13 protein-coding genes and 2 pseudogenes are annotated in these 19027 nt (G+C 71.8%); 9 read left to right on the forward strand and 6 right to left on the reverse strand.

Translation table 11 applies throughout. The features are described from left to right. Window positions 1–49 precede the first annotated feature (49 nt). On the forward strand, window positions 50–1387 hold the full coding sequence (gene eccD, locus ACQEVU_RS53770) for a type VII secretion integral membrane protein EccD (RefSeq protein WP_433338739.1): 1338 nt from the start codon (window positions 50–52) through the stop codon (window positions 1385–1387). A 414-nt stretch (window positions 1388–1801) separates the two neighbouring features. Here eccD and ACQEVU_RS53775 read toward each other — a convergent pair whose 3' ends face one another. Then, window positions 1802–2341: an inorganic diphosphatase gene (locus tag ACQEVU_RS53775; protein ID WP_238008716.1), complete on the reverse strand. Its 540-nt coding sequence runs from the start codon at window positions 2339–2341 to the stop codon at window positions 1802–1804. Window positions 2342–2422: 81 nt separating this feature from the next. Between ACQEVU_RS53775 and dacB the strand changes: the two genes are divergently transcribed. The 7 genes and pseudogenes from dacB to folE all read left to right on the forward strand — a co-directional run bounded on the left by dacB (window position 2423) and on the right by folE (window position 11983). Further along, entirely contained in the window at window positions 2423–3826 is a 1404-nt protein-coding gene (gene dacB / locus ACQEVU_RS53780; protein WP_433338741.1) for a D-alanyl-D-alanine carboxypeptidase/D-alanyl-D-alanine endopeptidase, read from the forward strand. An 89-nt stretch (window positions 3827–3915) separates the two neighbouring features. Further along, a pseudogene (locus ACQEVU_RS53785) lies at window positions 3916–4956 on the forward strand (zinc-dependent metalloprotease); the annotation flags it as partial. Between the two features lie 775 nt (window positions 4957–5731). Then, entirely contained in the window at window positions 5732–6655 is a 924-nt protein-coding gene (tilS, locus tag ACQEVU_RS53790) for a tRNA lysidine(34) synthetase TilS (protein WP_433338743.1), read from the forward strand. A 168-nt stretch (window positions 6656–6823) separates the two neighbouring features. Further along, entirely contained in the window at window positions 6824–8434 is a 1611-nt protein-coding gene (locus ACQEVU_RS53795) for a gamma-glutamyltransferase family protein (protein WP_433338745.1), read from the forward strand. A 74-nt stretch (window positions 8435–8508) separates the two neighbouring features. Continuing rightward, window positions 8509–9084, forward strand: a complete 576-nt coding sequence (hpt, locus tag ACQEVU_RS53800; RefSeq protein WP_433338747.1) for a hypoxanthine phosphoribosyltransferase — start codon at window positions 8509–8511, stop codon at window positions 9082–9084. 212 nt (window positions 9085–9296) lie between these two features. Further along, window positions 9297–11183 (forward strand): annotated as a pseudogene (gene ftsH, locus ACQEVU_RS53805) (ATP-dependent zinc metalloprotease FtsH); the annotation flags it as partial. A gap of 173 nt (window positions 11184–11356) precedes the next feature. Beyond that, window positions 11357–11983 (forward strand): GTP cyclohydrolase I FolE, encoded by a 627-nt coding sequence (gene folE / locus ACQEVU_RS53810; protein WP_433339753.1) that lies wholly within the window; start codon window positions 11357–11359, stop codon window positions 11981–11983. Here folE and ACQEVU_RS53815 read toward each other — a convergent pair. Further along, window positions 11980–13965: a hypothetical protein gene (locus tag ACQEVU_RS53815; protein WP_433338749.1), complete on the reverse strand. Its 1986-nt coding sequence runs from the start codon at window positions 13963–13965 to the stop codon at window positions 11980–11982. The genes folE and ACQEVU_RS53815 overlap by 4 nt on opposite strands. Before the next feature lie 182 nt (window positions 13966–14147). Here ACQEVU_RS53815 and ACQEVU_RS53820 point away from each other — a divergent pair, with 182 nt between their 5' ends. After that, on the forward strand, window positions 14148–14774 hold the full coding sequence (locus tag ACQEVU_RS53820; RefSeq protein WP_433338751.1) for a hypothetical protein: 627 nt from the start codon (window positions 14148–14150) through the stop codon (window positions 14772–14774). A gap of 7 nt (window positions 14775–14781) precedes the next feature. On the opposite strand, the gene ACQEVU_RS53825 is transcribed toward ACQEVU_RS53820, so the two are convergent. Genes ACQEVU_RS53825 through ACQEVU_RS53840 form a run of 4 tightly spaced genes read right to left on the reverse strand, consistent with a single transcriptional unit; the run spans window position 14782 to window position 19006 of the window. Next, on the reverse strand, window positions 14782–15396 hold the full coding sequence (locus tag ACQEVU_RS53825) for a hypothetical protein (RefSeq protein WP_433338753.1): 615 nt from the start codon (window positions 15394–15396) through the stop codon (window positions 14782–14784). Continuing rightward, the gene (locus ACQEVU_RS53830) at window positions 15393–16532 is read right to left on the reverse strand and encodes a M23 family metallopeptidase (protein ID WP_433339754.1); all 1140 of its coding nucleotides are present in this window, start codon (window positions 16530–16532) and stop codon (window positions 15393–15395) included. Before ACQEVU_RS53830 ends, ACQEVU_RS53825 begins: the two co-directional genes overlap by 4 nt. A 5-nt stretch (window positions 16533–16537) precedes the next feature. Beyond that, window positions 16538–17080, reverse strand: a complete 543-nt coding sequence (locus ACQEVU_RS53835) for a hypothetical protein (protein WP_433338755.1) — start codon at window positions 17078–17080, stop codon at window positions 16538–16540. 6 nt (window positions 17081–17086) lie between these two features. Next, a complete protein-coding gene (locus ACQEVU_RS53840) occupies window positions 17087–19006 on the reverse strand; it encodes an MFS transporter (RefSeq protein ID WP_433339755.1) in 1920 nt (639 codons plus the stop codon). Window positions 19007–19027: the final 21 nt, after the last annotated feature.

A 19027-nucleotide genomic window follows, 5' to 3' on the forward strand; every position in this document is an offset into this window, starting at 1 on the left:
CGGGCGGTCGGGGCGACGCGGAAGCGGGCATCGTGATACCTCTATCACCATGACCGCAGCCGCGGCCGGACTGGCCCGCATCACGATCAACGCACCCCAGAGGCGCGTCGATGTCGCGGTGCCTGATGCGGTACCGCTGGCTGAACTGCTGCCCGAGCTGCTCCAGCACGCCGGGTCCGGGCTCGCCGACGACGGCGAGCGGCACGGTGGCTGGCTGCTGCGCCGCTCCGACGGCACTACGCTGTCGGCCGCCGCGGGACTGGCGGGGCAGGGTATCCGCGACGGGGCCGTCCTGCACCTGGTGCCTGCGCGGGCGGGGTGGCCCGAGCTCGAGTACGACGACGTGGTCGAGGCCATCGCCGCCGGCGCCCGCCGGCAGGGTCTGCCGTGGAGCCCGGCCGCGACCAGGGCCACCGCGCTCTCGGTCGCCGGCGTGGGGCTGGCCGTGGCGCTGGTGGCGATGGTCCGGACCGGCTATCCGCTGGCCGCCGCGGCCGTCGCCGTCGGGCTGGTCCTCGTGGGCATCACCGCCTCGCGGGCATACGGCGACGCGCTTGTCGGCGCGGCGCTGGCCGCCTTCGGGCTGCCGTTCGCGGCGGCCGCCGGCTGGCTGGCCGCGCCGCAGCCGGCGACCCCGGCCGGGCGCGCGCTGCTCGCCGCCGTCGCGCTGCTGCTGGCCGCACTGGTCGCCGCGGTCGGCGTCGCGCACCTCATGCGGATCTTCGTCGGGGGGATGACCACGGGCGTGCTCGGCGCGCTCGGCGGGCTGCTCGCCACCGTGACGCGCCCGGTCGCCGCCGCGGCGGTCGTGCTGGCGGTGCTGGTGGCGGGCGTCGCGGGGATGCCGCTGCTGGCCATCCGGCTCGGGAAGCTGCCGATGCCGATCGTCGCGCTGCCCGGCGACCTCGCGTCGAACGGGCGCGGGATGAGCGGCGCGGCCGACCGATCGCGCGTCTTCGCGGCCGTGGCGCGCACCGACGAGATGCTGACCGGCATGCTGCTCGGCCTCGCGGTGACCGGCACCCTGTCGGCGCTCGTGCTCGCCCGGTCCGGCGACGTCTCCGGCGCGGTGCTTGTCGCGGTCGCCGGCACGGCGCTGCTGCTGCGCGCGCGGACCTTTCTGACGGTCCGCCAGCGCCTGCCGCTCATTGTGACCGGTGCGGCGGGTTTCGTACTGCTTGCCCTGTTTGCCCGGTTCGATGTCCGGATCATTTCCGCGGCGGTACCCGTGGCCGCCCTCATCGTCGCCATTGCGGGCGCGCGGGCGGCGGTGCGGCCGGCCTCGCCCTACGTGGGGCGGGCCGCCGACCTGCTCGACACCCTGTGCGTGGTGGCGGTGATCCCGCTGGCGTGCGCGGTCCTGGGGCTCTATGGCCTCTTCGGCTAGGGCCCTAAGGGCCGCCTAGGGGCCGCCCAGCGCGGCGGAGGGGCGGGGTGCGCGGTCCGGAACGTCGGGACAGGGTGCGGCGCGAACAAAGCACGGAGAGGGCGCGGCGCGACCAAGGCCCGGAGAAGGCGCGGCGCGAAATAAGGCGCAGCGAGGGCACGGCGCCGAGAGGGCGCGGCGCGAACAGGGCGCGGAGGGCGCGGCGCGAACGGGGCGCGGAGAGGGCGCGGCGCGGAGAGGGCGCAGAGAGGGCGCGGCGCGGAGTGGGCGCGGCGCGAACAAGCGCGAAGAGGTGCGGCGCGAACAAGGCGCCAACAAAGCGCGAAGAAGGTGCGGCGGGCGCGAACAAGGCGCGGACAAGGCGAGCGCCCGAGTCCGTGGGGACCGGGCGCTCGAGTGCGGCTTTGGAGCGGGTTATTCGATCGGGCGGGCGATCGGGGCGACGCCCGGGTCGTGGTACGTGCCGGCGGCGATCGCATCCTGGTAGCGGCGGCGGGACTCGGCGATCTCCGCCTCGGCCTCGACGCGGCCGACCCACGTGGCGCCCTCGACGCTCTTGCCGGGCTCGAGGTCCTTGTACACCTCGAAGAAGTGCTGGATCTCCAGGCGGTCGAACTCGCCCAGGTGGTGGATGTCCCGCAGGTGCTCCAGGCGGGGGTCGTCGGCGGGGACGCACAGGACCTTGTCGTCGCCGCCCTTCTCGTCCGTCATCCGGAACATGCCGATCGCGCGCGAGCGGATCAGGCAGCCGGGGAACGTGGGGGACTGCACGAGTACGAGTGCGTCGAGCGGGTCCTCGTCCTGGCCGAGGGTGCCCTCGATGTACCCGTAGTCGGCCGGGTATTGCGTGGAGGTGAACAGCGTCCGGTCGAGCCGGATCCTGCCCGTGGCGTGGTCAACCTCGTACTTGTTGCGCTGACCCTTGGGGATTTCGACCGTGACGTCGAAGTCCATCTGACGACTCCTCACCCTCGCACCGCTGCGCCGACCATTAGTCTCGCGTACGGCACCAGGTGGCTGAACGGGGAGGGTCCGGTGGCGAGGGAAACACCACAGGGCGGCGGGCGGGCCGGCCTGATCGGCGCGGTCGTCGCGGTGATCGTGGCGCTCGTGCTGGCCCTGGCGTCCGTGTTCGCGGGCTCGACCGTCGTGAGCGCGCTCGGGCTGGGCAACGGGCAGGGGGCCCACTGGCGGGCGGGCACCGCGCCGTCCGCCCCGCCGCCGGTGCTCGCCGCGATGGACAGCCAGGCGCCGATGCCGACCGAGTCGGGCGTGTCCACGGCGCTGTCGCCGCTGCTGCACGCCCAGGCGCTCGGGCCGCACTTCACCGCGTCGGTCGTCGACGTGGCCACCGGGCAGTCGATCTATGCGTCGGAGCAGGACGCGGCGATGACCCCGGCGTCGACCACGAAGATCGTCACCGCGGCGACGGTGCTGGCGGCGCGTGGGCCGGCGTACCGGATCCAGACGCGGGTGGTCGCGGGAGCGCAGCCGGGTGAGGTCGTGATCGTCGGGGGTGGTGATCCGACGCTGGCGGTGTTCCCGACGTCGTACTACCCGGGCGCACCCCGCATCGACGACCTCGCGGCGAAGGTCAAGCAGGCGCTCGGCGACACGGCGCCGACGAAGGTCCTCTACGACACGTCGCTGTACCAGGGGGCCGGGATCGGGCCGGGCTGGGATCCGGACGCGACGACCGGCGGGTCCGGGGCCGTGATCACGCCGCTGATGACCGAGGGCGGGCGGACCAAGTCGACCAAGTACTCCGATCGCTACGCCCAGCCCGACGTCCAGGCCGCGCAGGCCTTCGCCAGGGCGCTCGGGCTGCCCGCCACCGCGGTCGCCGCCGGCACCGCGCCGCAGGGTGCGAAGGAGCTCGGCAAGGTCGAGTCGGCGCCGCTGGCCCGGATGGTCGAGTTCATGCTGCAGGAGAGCGACAACGTGCTGGCCGACGCGCTGGCCCGCCAGGTCGCCCTGGCCAAGAACCAACCGGCGTCGTTCGAGGGCGGTGCCTCCGCCATGAAAGGTGTACTCGAGGAGCTCGGCCTCCCCGTGACGGGCTACGGGCTCGTCGACGGCAGCGGCTTCTCCCGCAACGACCGGCTCTCGCCGGCGCTGCTGACGGGGATCCTGGCAATGGCCGCGCGCGCCGACCGGGGCGACCTGCACGCGATCTTCAGCGGCCTGCCGGTCGCCGCCTACTCCGGGACCCTCGCCGGCCGGTACACCAAGCCCCAGGAGGGCTCCTCGGCCGCCGGGCTGGTCCGGGCGAAGACGGGGACGCTCACGGGCGTCAACTCGCTCGCGGGCATCGTCGTCGATGCCGACGGGCGGACCCTGGCGTTCGCGTTCATGGCCGACCAGACGACGAACGCCAACCAGGCCGTGACCGCGCTCGACCGCGTTGCCGCAGCTCTCGCCGCGTGTGGTTGCCGCTGAGCACATCCTCGGTCACGTTGTGTCGATCAGGGTGTACTCAGGGTTTCCACCTCCCGCGGCGCTGGCCGTGCGCGGGTACGGTTGGTTCTATGGCGCAGTTCGTCGATTGGGATCTGGCCGCAGCAACCGCCGCGGCGCTGGGCAAGAGCGGCCCCGCCGTGTCCTACGAGGAGGCCGCGGCCGCGGTCACCGACCTTCGTGAACTGGCCGAAGAAGCGGCCGGGCACGTCTCCGACTTCACCGGCCTGCGGGCCATGATCCAGGGCCCTCCGGTGCGCGTAGTCGACCGCCGCGACTGGGCTGCCACCAACATCGAGGGGCTCCGCGAGGTCATTCAACCGCTGGCCGAACGGCTCGCCGGCGGCAAGGCCCCGGGCGCCATCGTCGGGGCCATCGGCTCGCGCCTCACCGGCGTGCAGGCCGGCACCGTGCTGGCGTACCTGTCCGGGAAGGTCCTCGGGCAGTATGAGGTGTTCTCCGCCGACCCCGGCCAGCTGCTCCTCGTCGCGCCGAACATCGTCGAGGCCGAGCGCAAGCTGGGCGCCGACTCCCGCGACTTCCGCCTGTGGGTGTGCCTGCACGAGGTGACCCACCGGGTGCAGTTCACGGCGGTTCCGTGGATGCGGGGGTACTTCCTGGGAGAGGTCGGCGCCTTCGTCGACGCCTCGCAGCTCAACCAGGACCAGCTCGCCGAGCGCGTGCGCCGCGGCGTCAGCGCCCTGGCCGACGTCGTGCGCGACCCCAACAGCCGCGTCTCCGTCCTCGACCTCGTCCAGACGCCCGGCCAGAAGGCGGTGCTCGACCGCCTGACGGCGCTGATGACGGTGCTGGAGGGCCACGCCGAGTTCGTGATGGACGGCGTCGGCCCCGACGTGATCCCGAGCGTCGAGGACATCCGCAGCAAGTTCAACCGCCGCCGCGAGGCCGGCAACCCGCTCGACCGTGTCCTGCGCAAGCTGCTGGGCGTCGACGTGAAGCTCCGGCAGTACGCCGAGGGCCGCAAGTTCGTCCACGCGGTCGTCGACCGGGTGGGCATGACGAGCTTCAACAAGATCTGGCAGTCGCCGCTGACCATCCCGCGCCTGGACGAGCTGACCGACCCCGAGGCGTGGATCGTCCGGGTGCTCGGCGAGAGCGCGCTGCACCAGCCGGCGCCCACGCCGGCGCCGGTCACCGCGCAGGCCGCCGTGACGGAGGCGCCGCCGGCCCCGGTGCCGACGGTGCCCGAGCCGCTCGACGAGGCCCCGGCCGAGGCCGGCGTCGCGGAGCCGGCCGAGGTCGCCGGGCTGACCGCCGACGACTTCGAGACGGCGCCCGGCGCCCCGGTCGCCGAGGGGCCCGCGTCCGGTGCGGCCGAGGACGAGCCGGCCAAGGACGAGCCAGCCAAGGACGAGGTGGCCAAGGACGAGGCGGCCGAGGACGATCCGGCGGAGGTTGAGCCGGGTGCGCCGCCGACGCCGGTGGACGCGTTCGACCCAGATGAGGCGGTCGAGCCGGCGCCGGTGGAGGACGTGGTCGAAGGGGGTCCGGCCGAGGAAGCGGCGGCCGTCCCGGAGGCAGGTGCGGAGGGCGAGAGCGGCGAGGATGAGCGCGGTTCGGTAGGCGGTCCCGCCAAGCCGGCCAGCAGCGGCTGATCGAGTGGCCGCGCTGGCGCCGGCCGTGGCCGCGGTGAGGAACGCCGTGCGGCGTAGCCTTGCCGGGCTCGTGCCCGCCGGTGCGGCCGCCTCCAGCACCTCGTGGTCGAGCCCGGCCCGTTCAGACACAACCGACCCGAGCACGCCGCGGGAGAACCCGACCGGTTCAAACACGACCGGCCTGAGCACGCCGTGGGAGAGCCCGGCCGGTTCAAATACGACCGGCCCGGAGGCGACCGGGGCTAATGCGCCTGCGGCGAACGCGGGCGGGTTGGACGGGCTGGTGCTGGTGGCCTGCTCCGGTGGGGCCGACTCGATGGCGCTGGCCGTTGCGGCAAAGTTCGTGACGCGGCGCATGGGGGTGCGCTGCGGGCTCGTGACAGTCGATCATGGGCTGCAGGACGGCTCCGGGGAGCGGGCGGCCCGGCTGGCCGAGTGGGCGCGGGAGCGTGGGTTCGAGCCGGTCGACGTGCGTGCCGTCAGCGTCGGGGGCGTGGGCGGGCCGGAGGCGGCGGCTCGGGAGGCGCGGTACGCGGCGCTCGAGGACGCCGCGATCGAGCACGGCGCAGCCGTCGTGCTGCTCGGGCACACGCGCGACGACCAGGCCGAGACCGTGCTGCTGGCGCTGGCCCGCGGGTCGGGGCCGCGCGGGCTGGCGGGGATGCCGGTCCGGCGCGAGCGGCGCGGGGTGGCGTTCGTGCGGCCGCTGCTCGACGTGAGCCGGGCCGAGGCCCGGGCCGCCTGCGAGGTGGACGGGCTTCCGGTGTGGGAGGACCCGCACAATTCGGACGCCGCGTACGCGCGGTCGCGGATCCGGCCGCTCGTCCAGGCGCTCGGTGGCGGCGTCGTGGACAACCTGGCGAGGACGGCTCGGCTGGTGGGGGCGGACTCCGCATACCTCGACGGGGTGGCCGGGGAGGCGTTGGAGAAGGCGCTGGCCGACCCCGGCGGGCTCGCCGTGAGCGAGCTGAGCGGCATGCCGGGGCCGATCCGGACGCGGGTGCTGCACGCCTGGGCGCTGCGGCTCGGGGTGCCGGGGACCGCGCTGTCGCATCGGCACGTGGACGCGCTCGACGCGCTCGTGACGAACTGGCACGGGCAGGGGGCCGTGGCGCTGCCGGGCGGAATCTCGATCGTGCGCAGCGGCGGCCGGCTGGCGCCGCCGGGGAGCGAGCGGGGCGAACCGAGTCATTGACCGCGCGGCGGTGGGTGCCGCCGGGGAGCGAGTGGGCGAACCGAGTCATTGACCGCGGGCGGTGGGCGCCAGCGGGGAACGAGCAGGGCGAACCCAGTCATTGACCGCGCGGGCGGTGGGCGCCGACGCTTGAGGCGGGGCGAGGGCGGGAGCGTAAGGCGGAGGCTCATGGCGTACGACATCGAACGCTCTTCGGTCTTTGTTCCCCGCGGGATCGTGGCCACCAGCCAGCCGTTGGCGGCGGGGGCCGGGCTCGAGGTGTTGCGGCGCGGCGGGAACGCGGTCGACGCGGCGATCGCGACCGCGGTGGCGCTCACCGTGGTACAGCCGGGGTCGAACGACATCGGCGGCGATCTGTTCGCGCTGGTGTGGGACGGGGAGCGGCTGCACGGGCTGAACGCGTCCGGGCGGTCGCCGGCACTGCTGAGCCGCGAGCTGGTGCTGGAGCGGGCGCCCGAGGCGGGCGTCTCCGCGGCGCTGGGCGGGCATCAGGCGGCGGCCCGGCGCGGCGTGCCCGACCGCGGGTGGCTGCCGGTGACCGTGCCGGGGGCGCCGCGCGGGTGGCGGGACCTGCACGAACGGTTCGGGTCGCGGCCGTTCGCCGACCTGTTCACCGACGCGATCGAGTACGCGGAGCGCGGCTACCCGGTCTCGCCCGCCGTGGCCGCCGCCTGGCGGCGGGCGGCCGAGCGGGTGTACCCGTCGCTCGACGGGCCGGAGTTCGCCGAGTGGGGGCGCGTGTTCACGTTCGGCGGGCGGGCGCCGCGGGCGGGGGAGCGGTGGAGCAATCCCGACGCGGCGCGCACGCTGCGTTCAATTGCCGATACGTACAGCGACTCTTTCTACCGCGGGGACATCGTGGAGGCGATCGTCGGGCATGCTGAGCGGACGGGCGGGCTGCTGCGGGCGGCCGATCTGGCGGACCACCGGTCTGACTGGGTCGAGCCGCTTTCCATCCGGTACGGCGGGCACGAGGTCTGGGAGCTCCCGCCGAACGGGCAGGGGATCGCGGCGCTGATCGCGCTCGGTGTCCTGAACGGCTGCGACGGGCCGCCGTCGCTGCACGAGCAGATCGAGGCGATGAAGCTCGGGTTCGCGGACGCGCACGCCTACGTGGCGGATCCGCGCGCCGGCGTTCCCGTGACGGGGCTCCTCGCGCCGGCCTACCTCGAGGAGCGCCGCGGGCTGATCGGGGAGAGGGCCGGGCTGTATGACGCGGGGGAGCCGCAGCGCGGGGGGACCGTATATCTGTGCACGGCGGACCGGGAAGGGCGGATGGTGAGCCTGATCCAGTCGAACTACCTCGGGTTCGGGTCGTTCGTGGCGGTGCCCGGCACCGGGTTCGGGCTGCAGGACCGCGGGGCCGGGTTCGTGCTGGACGAGGGGCACCCGAACGTGGTCGGGGCGGGGAAGCGGCCGTACCACACGATCATCCCCGCGTTTCTGACCCGGGACGGCGAGCCGATCGGGCCGTTCGGGGTGATGGGCGGGCACATGCAGCCGCAGGGGCACGTCCAGGTGGTCCTTTCGACGGTCGGCGAACGGCTGGATCCGCAGGCGGCGCTGAACCGGCCGCGGTGGTACTGGCACGCGGGGCGGGACGTCCGGGTCGAGCCGGGGCTGGCGGCCGCCGCCGAGGAGCTGCGCCGGCGCGGGCACCGGGTCGCCGTGGCGCAGGAGCCGGGCGTCTTCGGGGCGGGGCAGGCCATCTGGCGTACTGCATCCGGATATGTCGCCGGGTCGGAGCCTCGGGCCGACGGGTCGGCGATGGGGTACTAGCGGGGGCAAGAGAGAGTTCTCTCATCCGGTGACCCCGCATCGATCCGGGGCGGCCGATAGGGCAGGCTAGGACTATGGCCGACGGCACCACCTGGCACTCTTCCGACATCGACCACGTGATCGTCAGCGAGGAGCAGATCCGCGACAAGACCGCGGAGCTCGCCAAGCAGGTCGCGGCGGATCACGCGGACGCCGAGTCGATCCTGCTCGTCGGCGTGCTGAAGGGCGCGGTCATGTTCATGGCCGACTTCGCCCGCGCGCTCGGGCGGGTCGGCCCGCCGGTCGAGCTCGAGTTCATGGCCGTCTCGTCGTACGGGCAGGGCACGACGTCGTCGGGGGTCGTTCGGATCCTTAAGGACCTGGACCGGGACATCGCCGGGCGGCACGTGGTCGTGGTCGAGGACATCGTCGACTCCGGGCTGACGCTGTCGTGGCTGCTGAAGTACCTCGAGAGCCGCTCCGCGGCCGAGGTCGACGTCGTGGCGCTGCTGCGCAAGCCCGACGCGGTGCGGGTCAACATTCCGGTGCGATATGTCGGATTCGACATTCCGAATGAGTTCGTGGTCGGATACGGTCTCGACTACGCGGAGCGCTATCGCGACCTGCCGTTTGTCGGAGTGCTGAAGCCCTCGGTGTACGGGCGCGGCTGACCTGCGGTTTCCTGAGAGTCTGCTGAGAGCCCCTCCTCCCCGGCCTACGCCGATCCGCGACTGTCGGTGCCACGGTGTACCGTCAAATGGTCGCGAGCGTCAACTGAGCCCAACCATGGCGGCGCTTTCGGCACCGCGTCGGAATGTGGGTCCGGCGCGGTCGACGGCCTTACGGATGGAGGGGCCGGGCGCCGCGTGTGCCCGACGACAACATGGAACGTACCCGTTTGTTCCGCCGGCCGGTGGTCTGGATCATCGTTGTGATCATCGGTGCCATTGTGCTCAGTTCCTTCTTCACGGGCGGCGATAGCTACACCAAGGCGGACACCTCTGTGGTGCTCGACCAGCTTCGGTCCGGCAACGCGAAGAAGGCTGTGATCCAGGACAAGGAGCAGACGCTCAACCTGGACCTCAAAGACAAGATCAATGTCAAGGGCACGAAGACTGACAAGATCCAGGGCCAGTTCTCCTCGCAGAGTGCGGACGAGCTGCAGAACGAGCTCAGCACGCTGAAGTCGCAGAACAAGCTGGGCGAGTACAACGTCAACGTCACCCAGGACAACATCTTCATCAGCCTGCTGATCAACCTGTTGCCGATCGCGGTGCTGGTGGTCCTGCTGCTGCTGTTCATGTCGCAGATGCAGGGCGGCGGCTCCCGTGTGCTCAACTTCGGCAAGTCCAAAGCGAAGCTGATCTCGAAGGACACCCCGAAGACGACGTTCGCGGACGTCGCCGGGTCCGACGAGGCCGTCGAGGAGCTCCACGAGATCAAGGACTTCCTGCAGGCGCCGGCGAAGTACCAGGCCCTCGGGGCGAAGATCCCGAAGGGCGTCCTGCTCTACGGCCCGCCCGGCACCGGTAAGACGCTGCTGGCCCGCGCCGTCGCCGGCGAGGCCGGGGTGCCGTTCTACTCGATCTCCGGCTCGGACTTCGTCGAGATGTTCGTCGGTGTCGGTGCCTCCCGGGTCCGCGACCTGTTCGAGCAGGCGAAGGCCAACGCGCCGGCGATCGTGTTCGTCGACGAGATCGACGCCGTCGGCCGCCACCGCGGCGCCGGCATGGGCGGCGGTCACGACGAGCGCGAGCAGACGCTCAACCAGCTGCTCGTCGAGATGGACGGCTTCGACACCAAGGGCGGCGTGATCCTGATCGCCGCGACCAACCGGCCCGACATCCTCGACCCGGCCCTGCTGCGCCCCGGCCGCTTCGACCGGCAGATCGCCGTCGACCGGCCCGACATGGAGGGCCGCAAGGCCATCCTGCGGGTGCACGCCAAGGGCAAGCCGTTCACGCCCGACGTCGACCTCGACTCGGTGGCCCGGCGCACGCCCGGCTTCACCGGTGCCGACCTGGCCAACGTCATCAACGAGTCGGCGCTGCTGGCCGCCCGCAACGACAAGCGGGCGATCACCAACGACTACCTCGAAGAGGCCATCGACCGGGTCATCGCCGGCCCGGAGCGGCGCACCCGCGTGATGAGCGAGCACGAGAAGAAGGTCACCGCATACCACGAGGGCGGTCACGCGCTCGTCGCCTGGGCGCTGCCCCACTCAGCGCCCGTGCACAAGGTGACCATCCTGTCCCGCGGCCGTTCGCTGGGGCACACGCTGGTCCTGCCCACCGAGGACAAGTACACGCAGACCCGCTCCGAGATGATCGACACCCTGGCGTACGCGCTGGGTGGTCGCGCCGCCGAGGAGCTCGTCTTCCACGAGCCGACCACCGGCGCCGGCAACGACATCGAGAAGGCGACCGCGCTCGCCCGGTCGATGATCACGGAGTACGGCATGAGCGCCAAGCTCGGCGCCGTCAAGTACGGCACCGGCGACGGCGAGCCGTTCCTGGGCCGCACGATGGGCCACGAGCGGGACTACTCCGAGAAGATCGCCGCCGAGATCGACGCCGAGATGCGCGGCCTCATCGAGATCGCGCACGACGAGGCCTGGGAGATCCTGGTCGAGTACCGGGACGTCCTCGACAACATCGTCGCCGAGCTCATGGAGAAGGAGACGATCTCGCAGGCTGACATGACCCGCATCTGCGCCCGCGTCGTGAAGCGGCCCCCGATGGCGCCGTACAGCGGCAACGGCCGCCGCCGGCGGGCCGACGCCGGCGCCAACGGCTCCGACATCACCCAGCCGGTCGGCTTCGGTGGCGACGAGCACGTGCGGATCGTCAGCGGCGGCGAGACCACGGACGGCGCACACTGAGCGAGATCAGCAGCACCGAGCCCGACACCGACAACGGTGCCGGGCTCGGTGCTGATCAGGAGCTGGACCACGTCGCCGCCCGCCTGGTCAGCGGCAAGCTCGGTGGCGTCGAGGTCGAGCGCAACGTGGACCTCAAGCGCATCGAGGAAGCGGTACGCGAGATCCTGATCGCCGTCGGCGAGGACCCGGACCGCGACGGCCTGCGCAAGACCCCGGCCCGGGTCGCCCGCGCCTACGCGGAGCTCTTCGCCGGCCTGCGCGTCGACCCGTCCCAGGTGCTGCTCACCTCGTTCGAGGCCGACCACGAGGAGCTCGTGCTCGTCCGCGACATCGAGGTCCAGTCGATGTGCGAGCACCACCTCCTGCCGTTCCACGGGGTGGCCCACATCGGGTACATCCCGGGCACCGACGGCCGCATCACCGGCCTTTCGAAGCTGGCCCGGCTGGTCGAGGTGTACGCGCGGCGCCCGCAGGTGCAGGAGCGGCTGACGTCGCAGATCGCCGACCTGCTCATGTCCCAGCTCGGCCCGCGCGGCGTGATCGTGGTCATCGAGTGCGAGCACATGTGCATGTCGATGCGTGGCATCCAGAAGGGCGGCTCGCGGACCATCACGTCCGCGGTGCGCGGCCTGCTGCGCGACGACGCGAAGTCACGCTCCGAGGCGATGTCGCTGATCCTGCACGGCTAGAAGAGCAGGGCCCCGCCGAACACCAGCACGGGTATCAGCGCCAGCAGGCTGATGACCAGGCCCAGCACGGGGGTACGTGACGTGGTCTTGCGGGTCATGGCCCCGATCGTGAGCCAGCCCAGTCCGAACGCGATGGCCGGCAGCACCAGCGCACAGGGCAGCGCCAGCAGCCCGACGCCCTGCCTGTCGCCGGCCAGCATCATCGGGATCTGCACGATCGCCGCGAGGAGCGCGAAGGCGAAGTAGATCCCGGCGTTGACCCACACCCGCCGGTTCGACGCCGACTGCCGCCCGGGGGCCGCCAGGGCGGCCTCAGACTGCTTGAGACCGGCCGCCGCGATCCGCAGGGCCGTCGACACCCTTCCGGGCACGGAATTCGGCACGGGCGGGCTCAGCGGGTTCACGACACCGGTCCCGACGGCCCCGGCCGCCCCGGAGACCGGCACGGCACTGATCCGATTCGGTACCCCGCTGACGGGCACCCGCGGGATCGCTCCCGTGTTGTGGATGTTGGGCGGCGGGACCGGCGGCGCGCTGCGCGGCACGACGACCGGATAGCCGCCGGTGTGCCCGCCGGGCATCCGGGGCGCCCCCGCGACGGCCGGCGTCCCCGGCATCGCCACGGCGGGCGCGCCGCTGATGGGCGGCGCACTCACGGGCGGCATGGGCACGCGCTGCCCCTGGGCCCACGCCTGGGGCGGCCCGCCGTAGGGCGACGGCGGCGGGGGCGGGGCCATCGGGGCGCCGCGGCGCGGGTCCACCGGCTGCGGCCCCGCGGTCAGCGCCGCGTGCGCGGCCTGGATCTCCGGCCACGCCGGGACGAGCTCGACCGGCCGGCCGCCGGCCTCGCCGACGAGCTCGTTGAGGTAGGCCTGGTGGTGCGCCAGCTTCCCGCGGATCGCGGCCAGGTCGGCCTGCGCGGCCTTGAGCGCCGCCTTGTGCTCGGCGACCACCGCGATGACCTCACGGCGGACGGTGTCGAGCCGCTGCCCGGCGGCGACGTAGTCGAGCCAGGCCGTGCGGCTCGGCTCGCCGACCGGCACCGGCGGCGCCGACCACGGCCCGCTCAGCTGGAGGCACACCTGCCGCACGAGCTCGGCCGGCGGGTCGGGGTCGAGGTACACCGGCGCGTTCAACCGGCTCGGCCCGGTGCCGGTCCCGGAGAACGTGGCCCCCGGCGGGTCGCCGACCCAGGCATGCGGGTTGCGGATCGCGATCTGGGTGGCGTGCGGCAGCGGCGCCTGCGTCGTCTCCTGCGTCAGCGGCGGCGGCGGCCACCCCGCCGCGATCAGGTGCAGCCGCCCCGCGGGCCCGGCGTGCGCCAGCCCGGCGATCCGCGCGAGGTCGCGCCCCTCGGTGAGCTCGGGCAGGGAGGCGATGACGATCAGCAGCGTCGGCGCCGGCCCGTCGGTCCGCGCCGCCAGCCACCGCTCGCCCTCGTCCAGCACGGCCCGCAGCCCCTCGGCATCGGTCGCCGGCGGCGGCATGATCGCGTCGATCCCCGTGAACCACCCGAACGTCGACCCGTCCACGACGGCGTCGATCGTGCGGATCCGCACCGACCCCGGCGGCGAGGACGCCAGCAGCCGCAGCACGAGGCTGCGCAGCAGCCCGGCCACGCGGCTGTCCCGCGCGTCGGCGTCGATCGCGATGTGCCCGGCCCGCAGCAGCGGCACGATCACCGGGAAGCGCGCGTCGTCCAGCGGATGCGCCTGCCCGACCCGCACGAACGTGGGCGGCAGGGGCCCGCCCAACGGCGTCGCGGGCGCCAGCGCGTCCAGCTGCGCCCCCAGCCACCCCGGCGCCAGCATGGCCGCGTTGGCACGCAGCCCGGCCGCGAGGTCGTGCTGCTCGGCGTACTGTTCGGCGGGCGCGGCATTGGCCGAGTACCCCTCGAGAATCGGCCCGGCGGCGGCGACGAGCGCAGCGGTGTGCCGGTGCTGCGCAGCCGCTCGCTCGATCCGTGCCCGAAGGCGTGCCACCGTGCCCCTTCCCAGTTTTCGCTAAGCCAGATGCGGGAACGGTAACGCAGACTGCGAATCCCGTCAGCAGGTGCACGCCAACGACCGCGTTGTCGCAGGTCGCCGGGCTGCCCTCATCGCCCGCGCGCCGGGGTGCGGCGCGGGAAGGTGCCCGGGCGGCCTCGGGCCGCTAGCCTCTGAGCGTGGACCCATCGAAGCCGAACGACCCGCGGGTGGATCAGGGGCAGGCGATTCCCCGGTCTCGGCCGGCGAATGAGGAGGTCCTTGAGGGCGAGATCATTGACCGCGGCGTTCCGATCGGGCGCCCGCGGACGGACCCGCCCCCGCCGTCACCACCGGACCCGAAGCAGCGCAAGGCCACCCGCCGCACGATCCTGTGGACGTTGCTGGGCCTGGCGGCATTCGTCTGCCTCAGCGGCCTTGGAGCCGGCTACATCTACTACAACAAGGCCGTCGAACCCGATCGCAGCCAGCCGGAAGGGGTCATCGAGCAATACGTCGACGTCAAGTTCAACAAGCGGGACAACATCCGCGCAAAACTGTTTGAGTGCTCGTCCGCGGATCTGGCGGACATCGAGGCCACCTTGAACGATGTGAAGGCACTCGAGGGACGCTTTTCCACCTCAGCGGTGGTGCAGCCGGGCAGCTTCGATGTGACGGTTGACGGCGATCGAGCCGACGTCGACGCCACGCTGCAAATCGTGCTGACCGAGGCGTCAGGCGGCCAGTCCATCACTGAGCAGCACTGGAAGTTCCAGCTGTCCAAGAGCCCGACCTGGCGGCTATGTAAAGCCACGAAGGCGAACTAACCTGTACCTATTCCGCCCAGAGCAGGTGGATGGGGACTTCGAGGGTCTTTGGGGGCTGGCCGCTCCATGCCCAGCGGTACCAGTCCAACTCCCGGCACACGCGGATGCAGATGTCGCCCTCGGCGCTGTTGTACGCCTCCGTGACCGCGCGCAGATCGCGCTGATCCCGGCCCGTCTTGTCCTCAGGGCCGGGCACGCGGACGACCCGCAGGCCGGTGATGGCCTTGACGTCGCGGGCCGGTCGCGCAGGACGCGCGGGAGGCGCGTCCAGCGACACCAGGGTCAGGTCGGCGGATGCCGTGACCGTGCTCGAGATCCGCTCGACCCACACGCGCTCCAGGGGGACCAGCGGGGCGAAGACTTCGGTCTGCTCGGACTCGGCGCGGTACCACTCCTGCTCCGGCAGCGCCGGCACATAGGTCCGGCTGGCCTGCACCACACTGTCGTCGATGCGCAGGTCCGCCCGCCAACCCAGACCGGGGACGCCGACGACGGCGCGGCGGCCGCGCAGGTCGCGTAGCGACGAGGCGGGGACCAGTTCGATGCCGGCGGGAGTTCTGGCCGTACCGCCGGCCAATAAATCCCAGTCGGGGAAGTCCGCGTCGCCGGGCAGGTCGGTCACGGCTTCATTCCCAAGGGTGCCCCCATCCGCTGCATGAACGGCACCGGGTCGATCGCGCCGTTGTTGCTCGGGTCGCTGTTGATGTGGACCTCGAAATGCACGTGCGGGCCGGAGGAGTGCCCGGTCGTGCCGGAGAACCCGATTTCCTGGCCCGGGGCGACGTGCTGGCCCACGACGACGCTCGGCTGCTTCACCATGTGGCAGTACCGCGTAAGAATGCCATTCGCATGCTGGATCTCGACGTACCAGCCGCACCCGAGCACGTTCGGCGAGCCGTCGCGCCAGCAGCCCCACTCGGTGCCGTTGGCGAGGTGGGCCTGGCAGCGCACCTTCACCACGATGCCAGCGGCGGCGGCGCGGATCAGCGTGCCGCGGTCGACGATCAGGTCGACGCCCTGGTGCGTCGGGCGGTCCGCGGTGCGGAAGCCGGAGCCGACCTCGCCGTTGACCGGCGCGGTCCAGCCCGACGCCGCGACCTGCTCCCCGCTGACGCACGTCAGCTTCGTGGAGTCGCCGGCCGCGCGCGCCGCCCCGCCGGTCAGCGAGTTGACGACCGTGCTCGCGAGCTGCTCGTGTTTGGCGTACGCGTCCGGGTACGCGCTGATCTGAACCTTCTGCGCGGCCTGGGTGAGGCTCATCTTGTCCCAGCCCTGGATGGTGAGCAGCTTCTCGTAGAACTTCCGCGAGGCGTACTGCGGATCCATGATCTGCTGCGGCGTACCCCATCCGCTGCTCGGCCGCTGCTGGAACAGCCCGAGCGAGTCGTGGTCGTTGCGCGCCCCGAGATTCGGCAGGTTGTGCAGGCTCGACTCCTGCATCGCGGTGGCGACCGCGATCACCCACCCCCGCGGCGGCACGTTCATGTCCTGCCCGACCCGCACAATGATCGCGGCGTTGCGGACCTGTTCGTCGGAGAGCTCATGATGGCTCGGCAGGTTGGCCGCGGCCGCGTTGACGAGCTGCCCGTTGCCGCACCCGGTGTCGTACGTCTGCGTGTTGCGCTTCGCGTCGAAGAAGAACGCCACGACGCCGCCCGCGCAGCACACGAGCAGGAGCACCGAGCACAACGCCGCCAGCAGAGCCGGACGGATGAATTTGCCCCGCTTCGGTACCGCGAAATCCTCGTCTTCCCCGATGCCGCTCACGCCGTCTCCCAGTCCAGCGAGGTGACCTGCCAACGCCCGCCCGCGACCTGCAGCCCGAGCACGATCGTCCCGCCCTCCGCCGGGATCCGGGCCACGGTCGTCCCGCCATTGGGCTGCAGCTGTACCGCCCCGGTGATCGCCGCCGTCGGCACGTCGGCGGGATCGGTATCGGCGAGCGCGGCCATCAGCTCCGTCGAGGCGTCCGGCTTGAGCCCGGCCCGCCACTGCTCCCCGGTGACTCCGGGCTTGCGCAGCCACGCCTTGGCAAACCGCGTGGCCACGGTCCCCGCGTCGGCCGCCCCCTTGCTCACCGCCGGCGCCGCCGCGGCCGACTCGTCGACCCCGTCATCCCCGAGCGAGGAGTACGGATCCGCCGAAGTCGGCACCGGCGCTACGGTCGGCCCGATCGCGTCGTTGCCCGACCGCCCGGCCCCGTTGTCGAGCACGGTCCGCCCGAGCGCGACAACCCCGAGCACGACGACAACCAGAACCAACGCGATGCCGTACCGCGTCCCGAGCAGCCGCAGGACCGTGCGCATCGCCGCCTACCCCGGCAGGCTCGCCGACTCGGGCCGCCGCGCGCCCCGAGTGTTCCCCCGCTCGGACGTGGACCGCTCCGATTCGGGCCGATAGATCGAGTACGACGGCACGTTCTCCGCCGGCAGATCGGGCTCCTCCCACGTCGACTCCCGCCGCCGACTGCCCTGCTGCTGCCCGCGCCGGTTGCCACCGGTCTCCGGCCGCTCGACGGGCACCCCGGCTCCGGCTCCGACCGAGGCGGTGTCCTCGCTGCGCGCCTCCGGCCGTTGCGAGGTCTGGAGTTCACCACCGCCGCGCTGCGACCCCGGCTCCCTGGTACCCCCGGCGTCGACCACCTTGAGCGCCGCCGCCGCCCGCACGTCCCGCATGAACAGCCGATGCCAACTGCCGGCCGACGTGAGCGCCCGCGTTGAGTCCTTCCCGCCGAGCTGCGTGATCCGCCGATAAGGCCGCAACAACAGCCACCCGACAACCCCGGTCAGCCAGATCAGTAAAACCTGCAACCAGGGCGCCAGCGACGGCGTCTTCAAGATCAACGTTACGGCAAAGAGGTAGATCGCCGACCCGGTCCCGAAGATGACGATGTTGAACATCGCTGCGATGACCGCGTTCCCGAGCCGCCGCAGCCCGGCATTCGCCGGCCGCAGCAATCCGATCGTCCCGAGGATCGGAGAGGCAATGACCGCCCACCTGAAGATCAGGAACCCGAGAATGACAAGGATCGAGGCAGTGATGTCGAATAGTGCAAAGAAGAGCGCGGAGAGGATCGCGAGGAAGCCCGATCCGATCCGATCCATTCCACGGCTGCCCTGAAGATGCTCATATGCTTCCGGGTCTTCCGTGCGGATCTGCTCCGCAATCTTCATCCAACGTTGCTGCTTTTTTTCGGTCAGGACCTTGCGCTCGTTCGACTCGATGGGTGGTCCAGGGCGGTGCTCGCGGATGCGCTTGTCTTCCTCGTCCCGTGCGCGTTGCTCCGCCGTGCGGATGCGCTCGACCTCGTCCCAGCTGAACGATTTCGCATCGTAAAGAGCCGGACCGTATTTCTGAGCAGTCTGACTGTCTGCGGAACCGAGGGTCCCGCGGAGCCAGTTGCGGTAGAGGAGGCCGTCAACGACCGTGTCGCTCGCGCGGACCGCAGGAGGACGCGTGTCGACGCACGCCTTTGGGTCGAGATTGCGGCACTCGCCTGGAGGGATGCTTTGATCGGGCGGTCCGACGGCGCTGTGAATGGCGTTCAGGCTGGTGATCAATGTCTGATCGGCGAGGCCGGCTGACCAGCTGGGCCACCGGGCGATTGCCGTGATGAGCACCATGACGAAGATCGCCCAGCCGGCGGTGGTCACGGCGTTGGACAGATCGGACTGGCGCGAACGCCAAAGAAGGTACAGACCGACGATTACGAGAGTGACTGCACCAAAAGCGGTGAACACCTTCGAGTAGACCGCTTTTGTGGCCGTGTTTACCAGCGGGTCGGCCCAGCCCCACATGTAGGACGGGTCCCAGGCCCTTTCCCGAAGAGCGTTGGATGCGCCGAGCACCCCCGTTGCGATTGCGAACTCGCCATTCGCAACGGTATTTTCAAATTCTGCGCTAGGATTGGTGACAGTTGAAGCGCACTTGAGATCGTACGTCGTGAAATCGTACCCGGCGTAGCCGTATTCGCTATAACGGAAAAGGAGCCGCGAACCGCGGTCCGGTTCTGGTTGCTGGGCAAACCAACCGGCCATGCCGGAATCCGGGGCGCTGGGCGTCGGTGCGTCCAGGCAGCTGAGCTTCCCCTGTACGTCGACCTGGAGACGGTTGGCACAGTTTTCGAAGTTGGTGGGCACCCGCCATTCCTCGACGGTGCAGAGGGGGTCGCCAGGGGCGTGGGTGGGGGAGGCGGTGGCGAGTGTGGCGGGGGCTCCGAAGAGTGTGGCCATGGCCGTGACGAGGACCACGGC

Origin of the sequence: Dactylosporangium sp. CA-139066, from assembly GCF_050936175.1 — a bacterium.
Lineage (GTDB): Bacteria > Actinomycetota > Actinomycetes > Mycobacteriales > Micromonosporaceae > Dactylosporangium.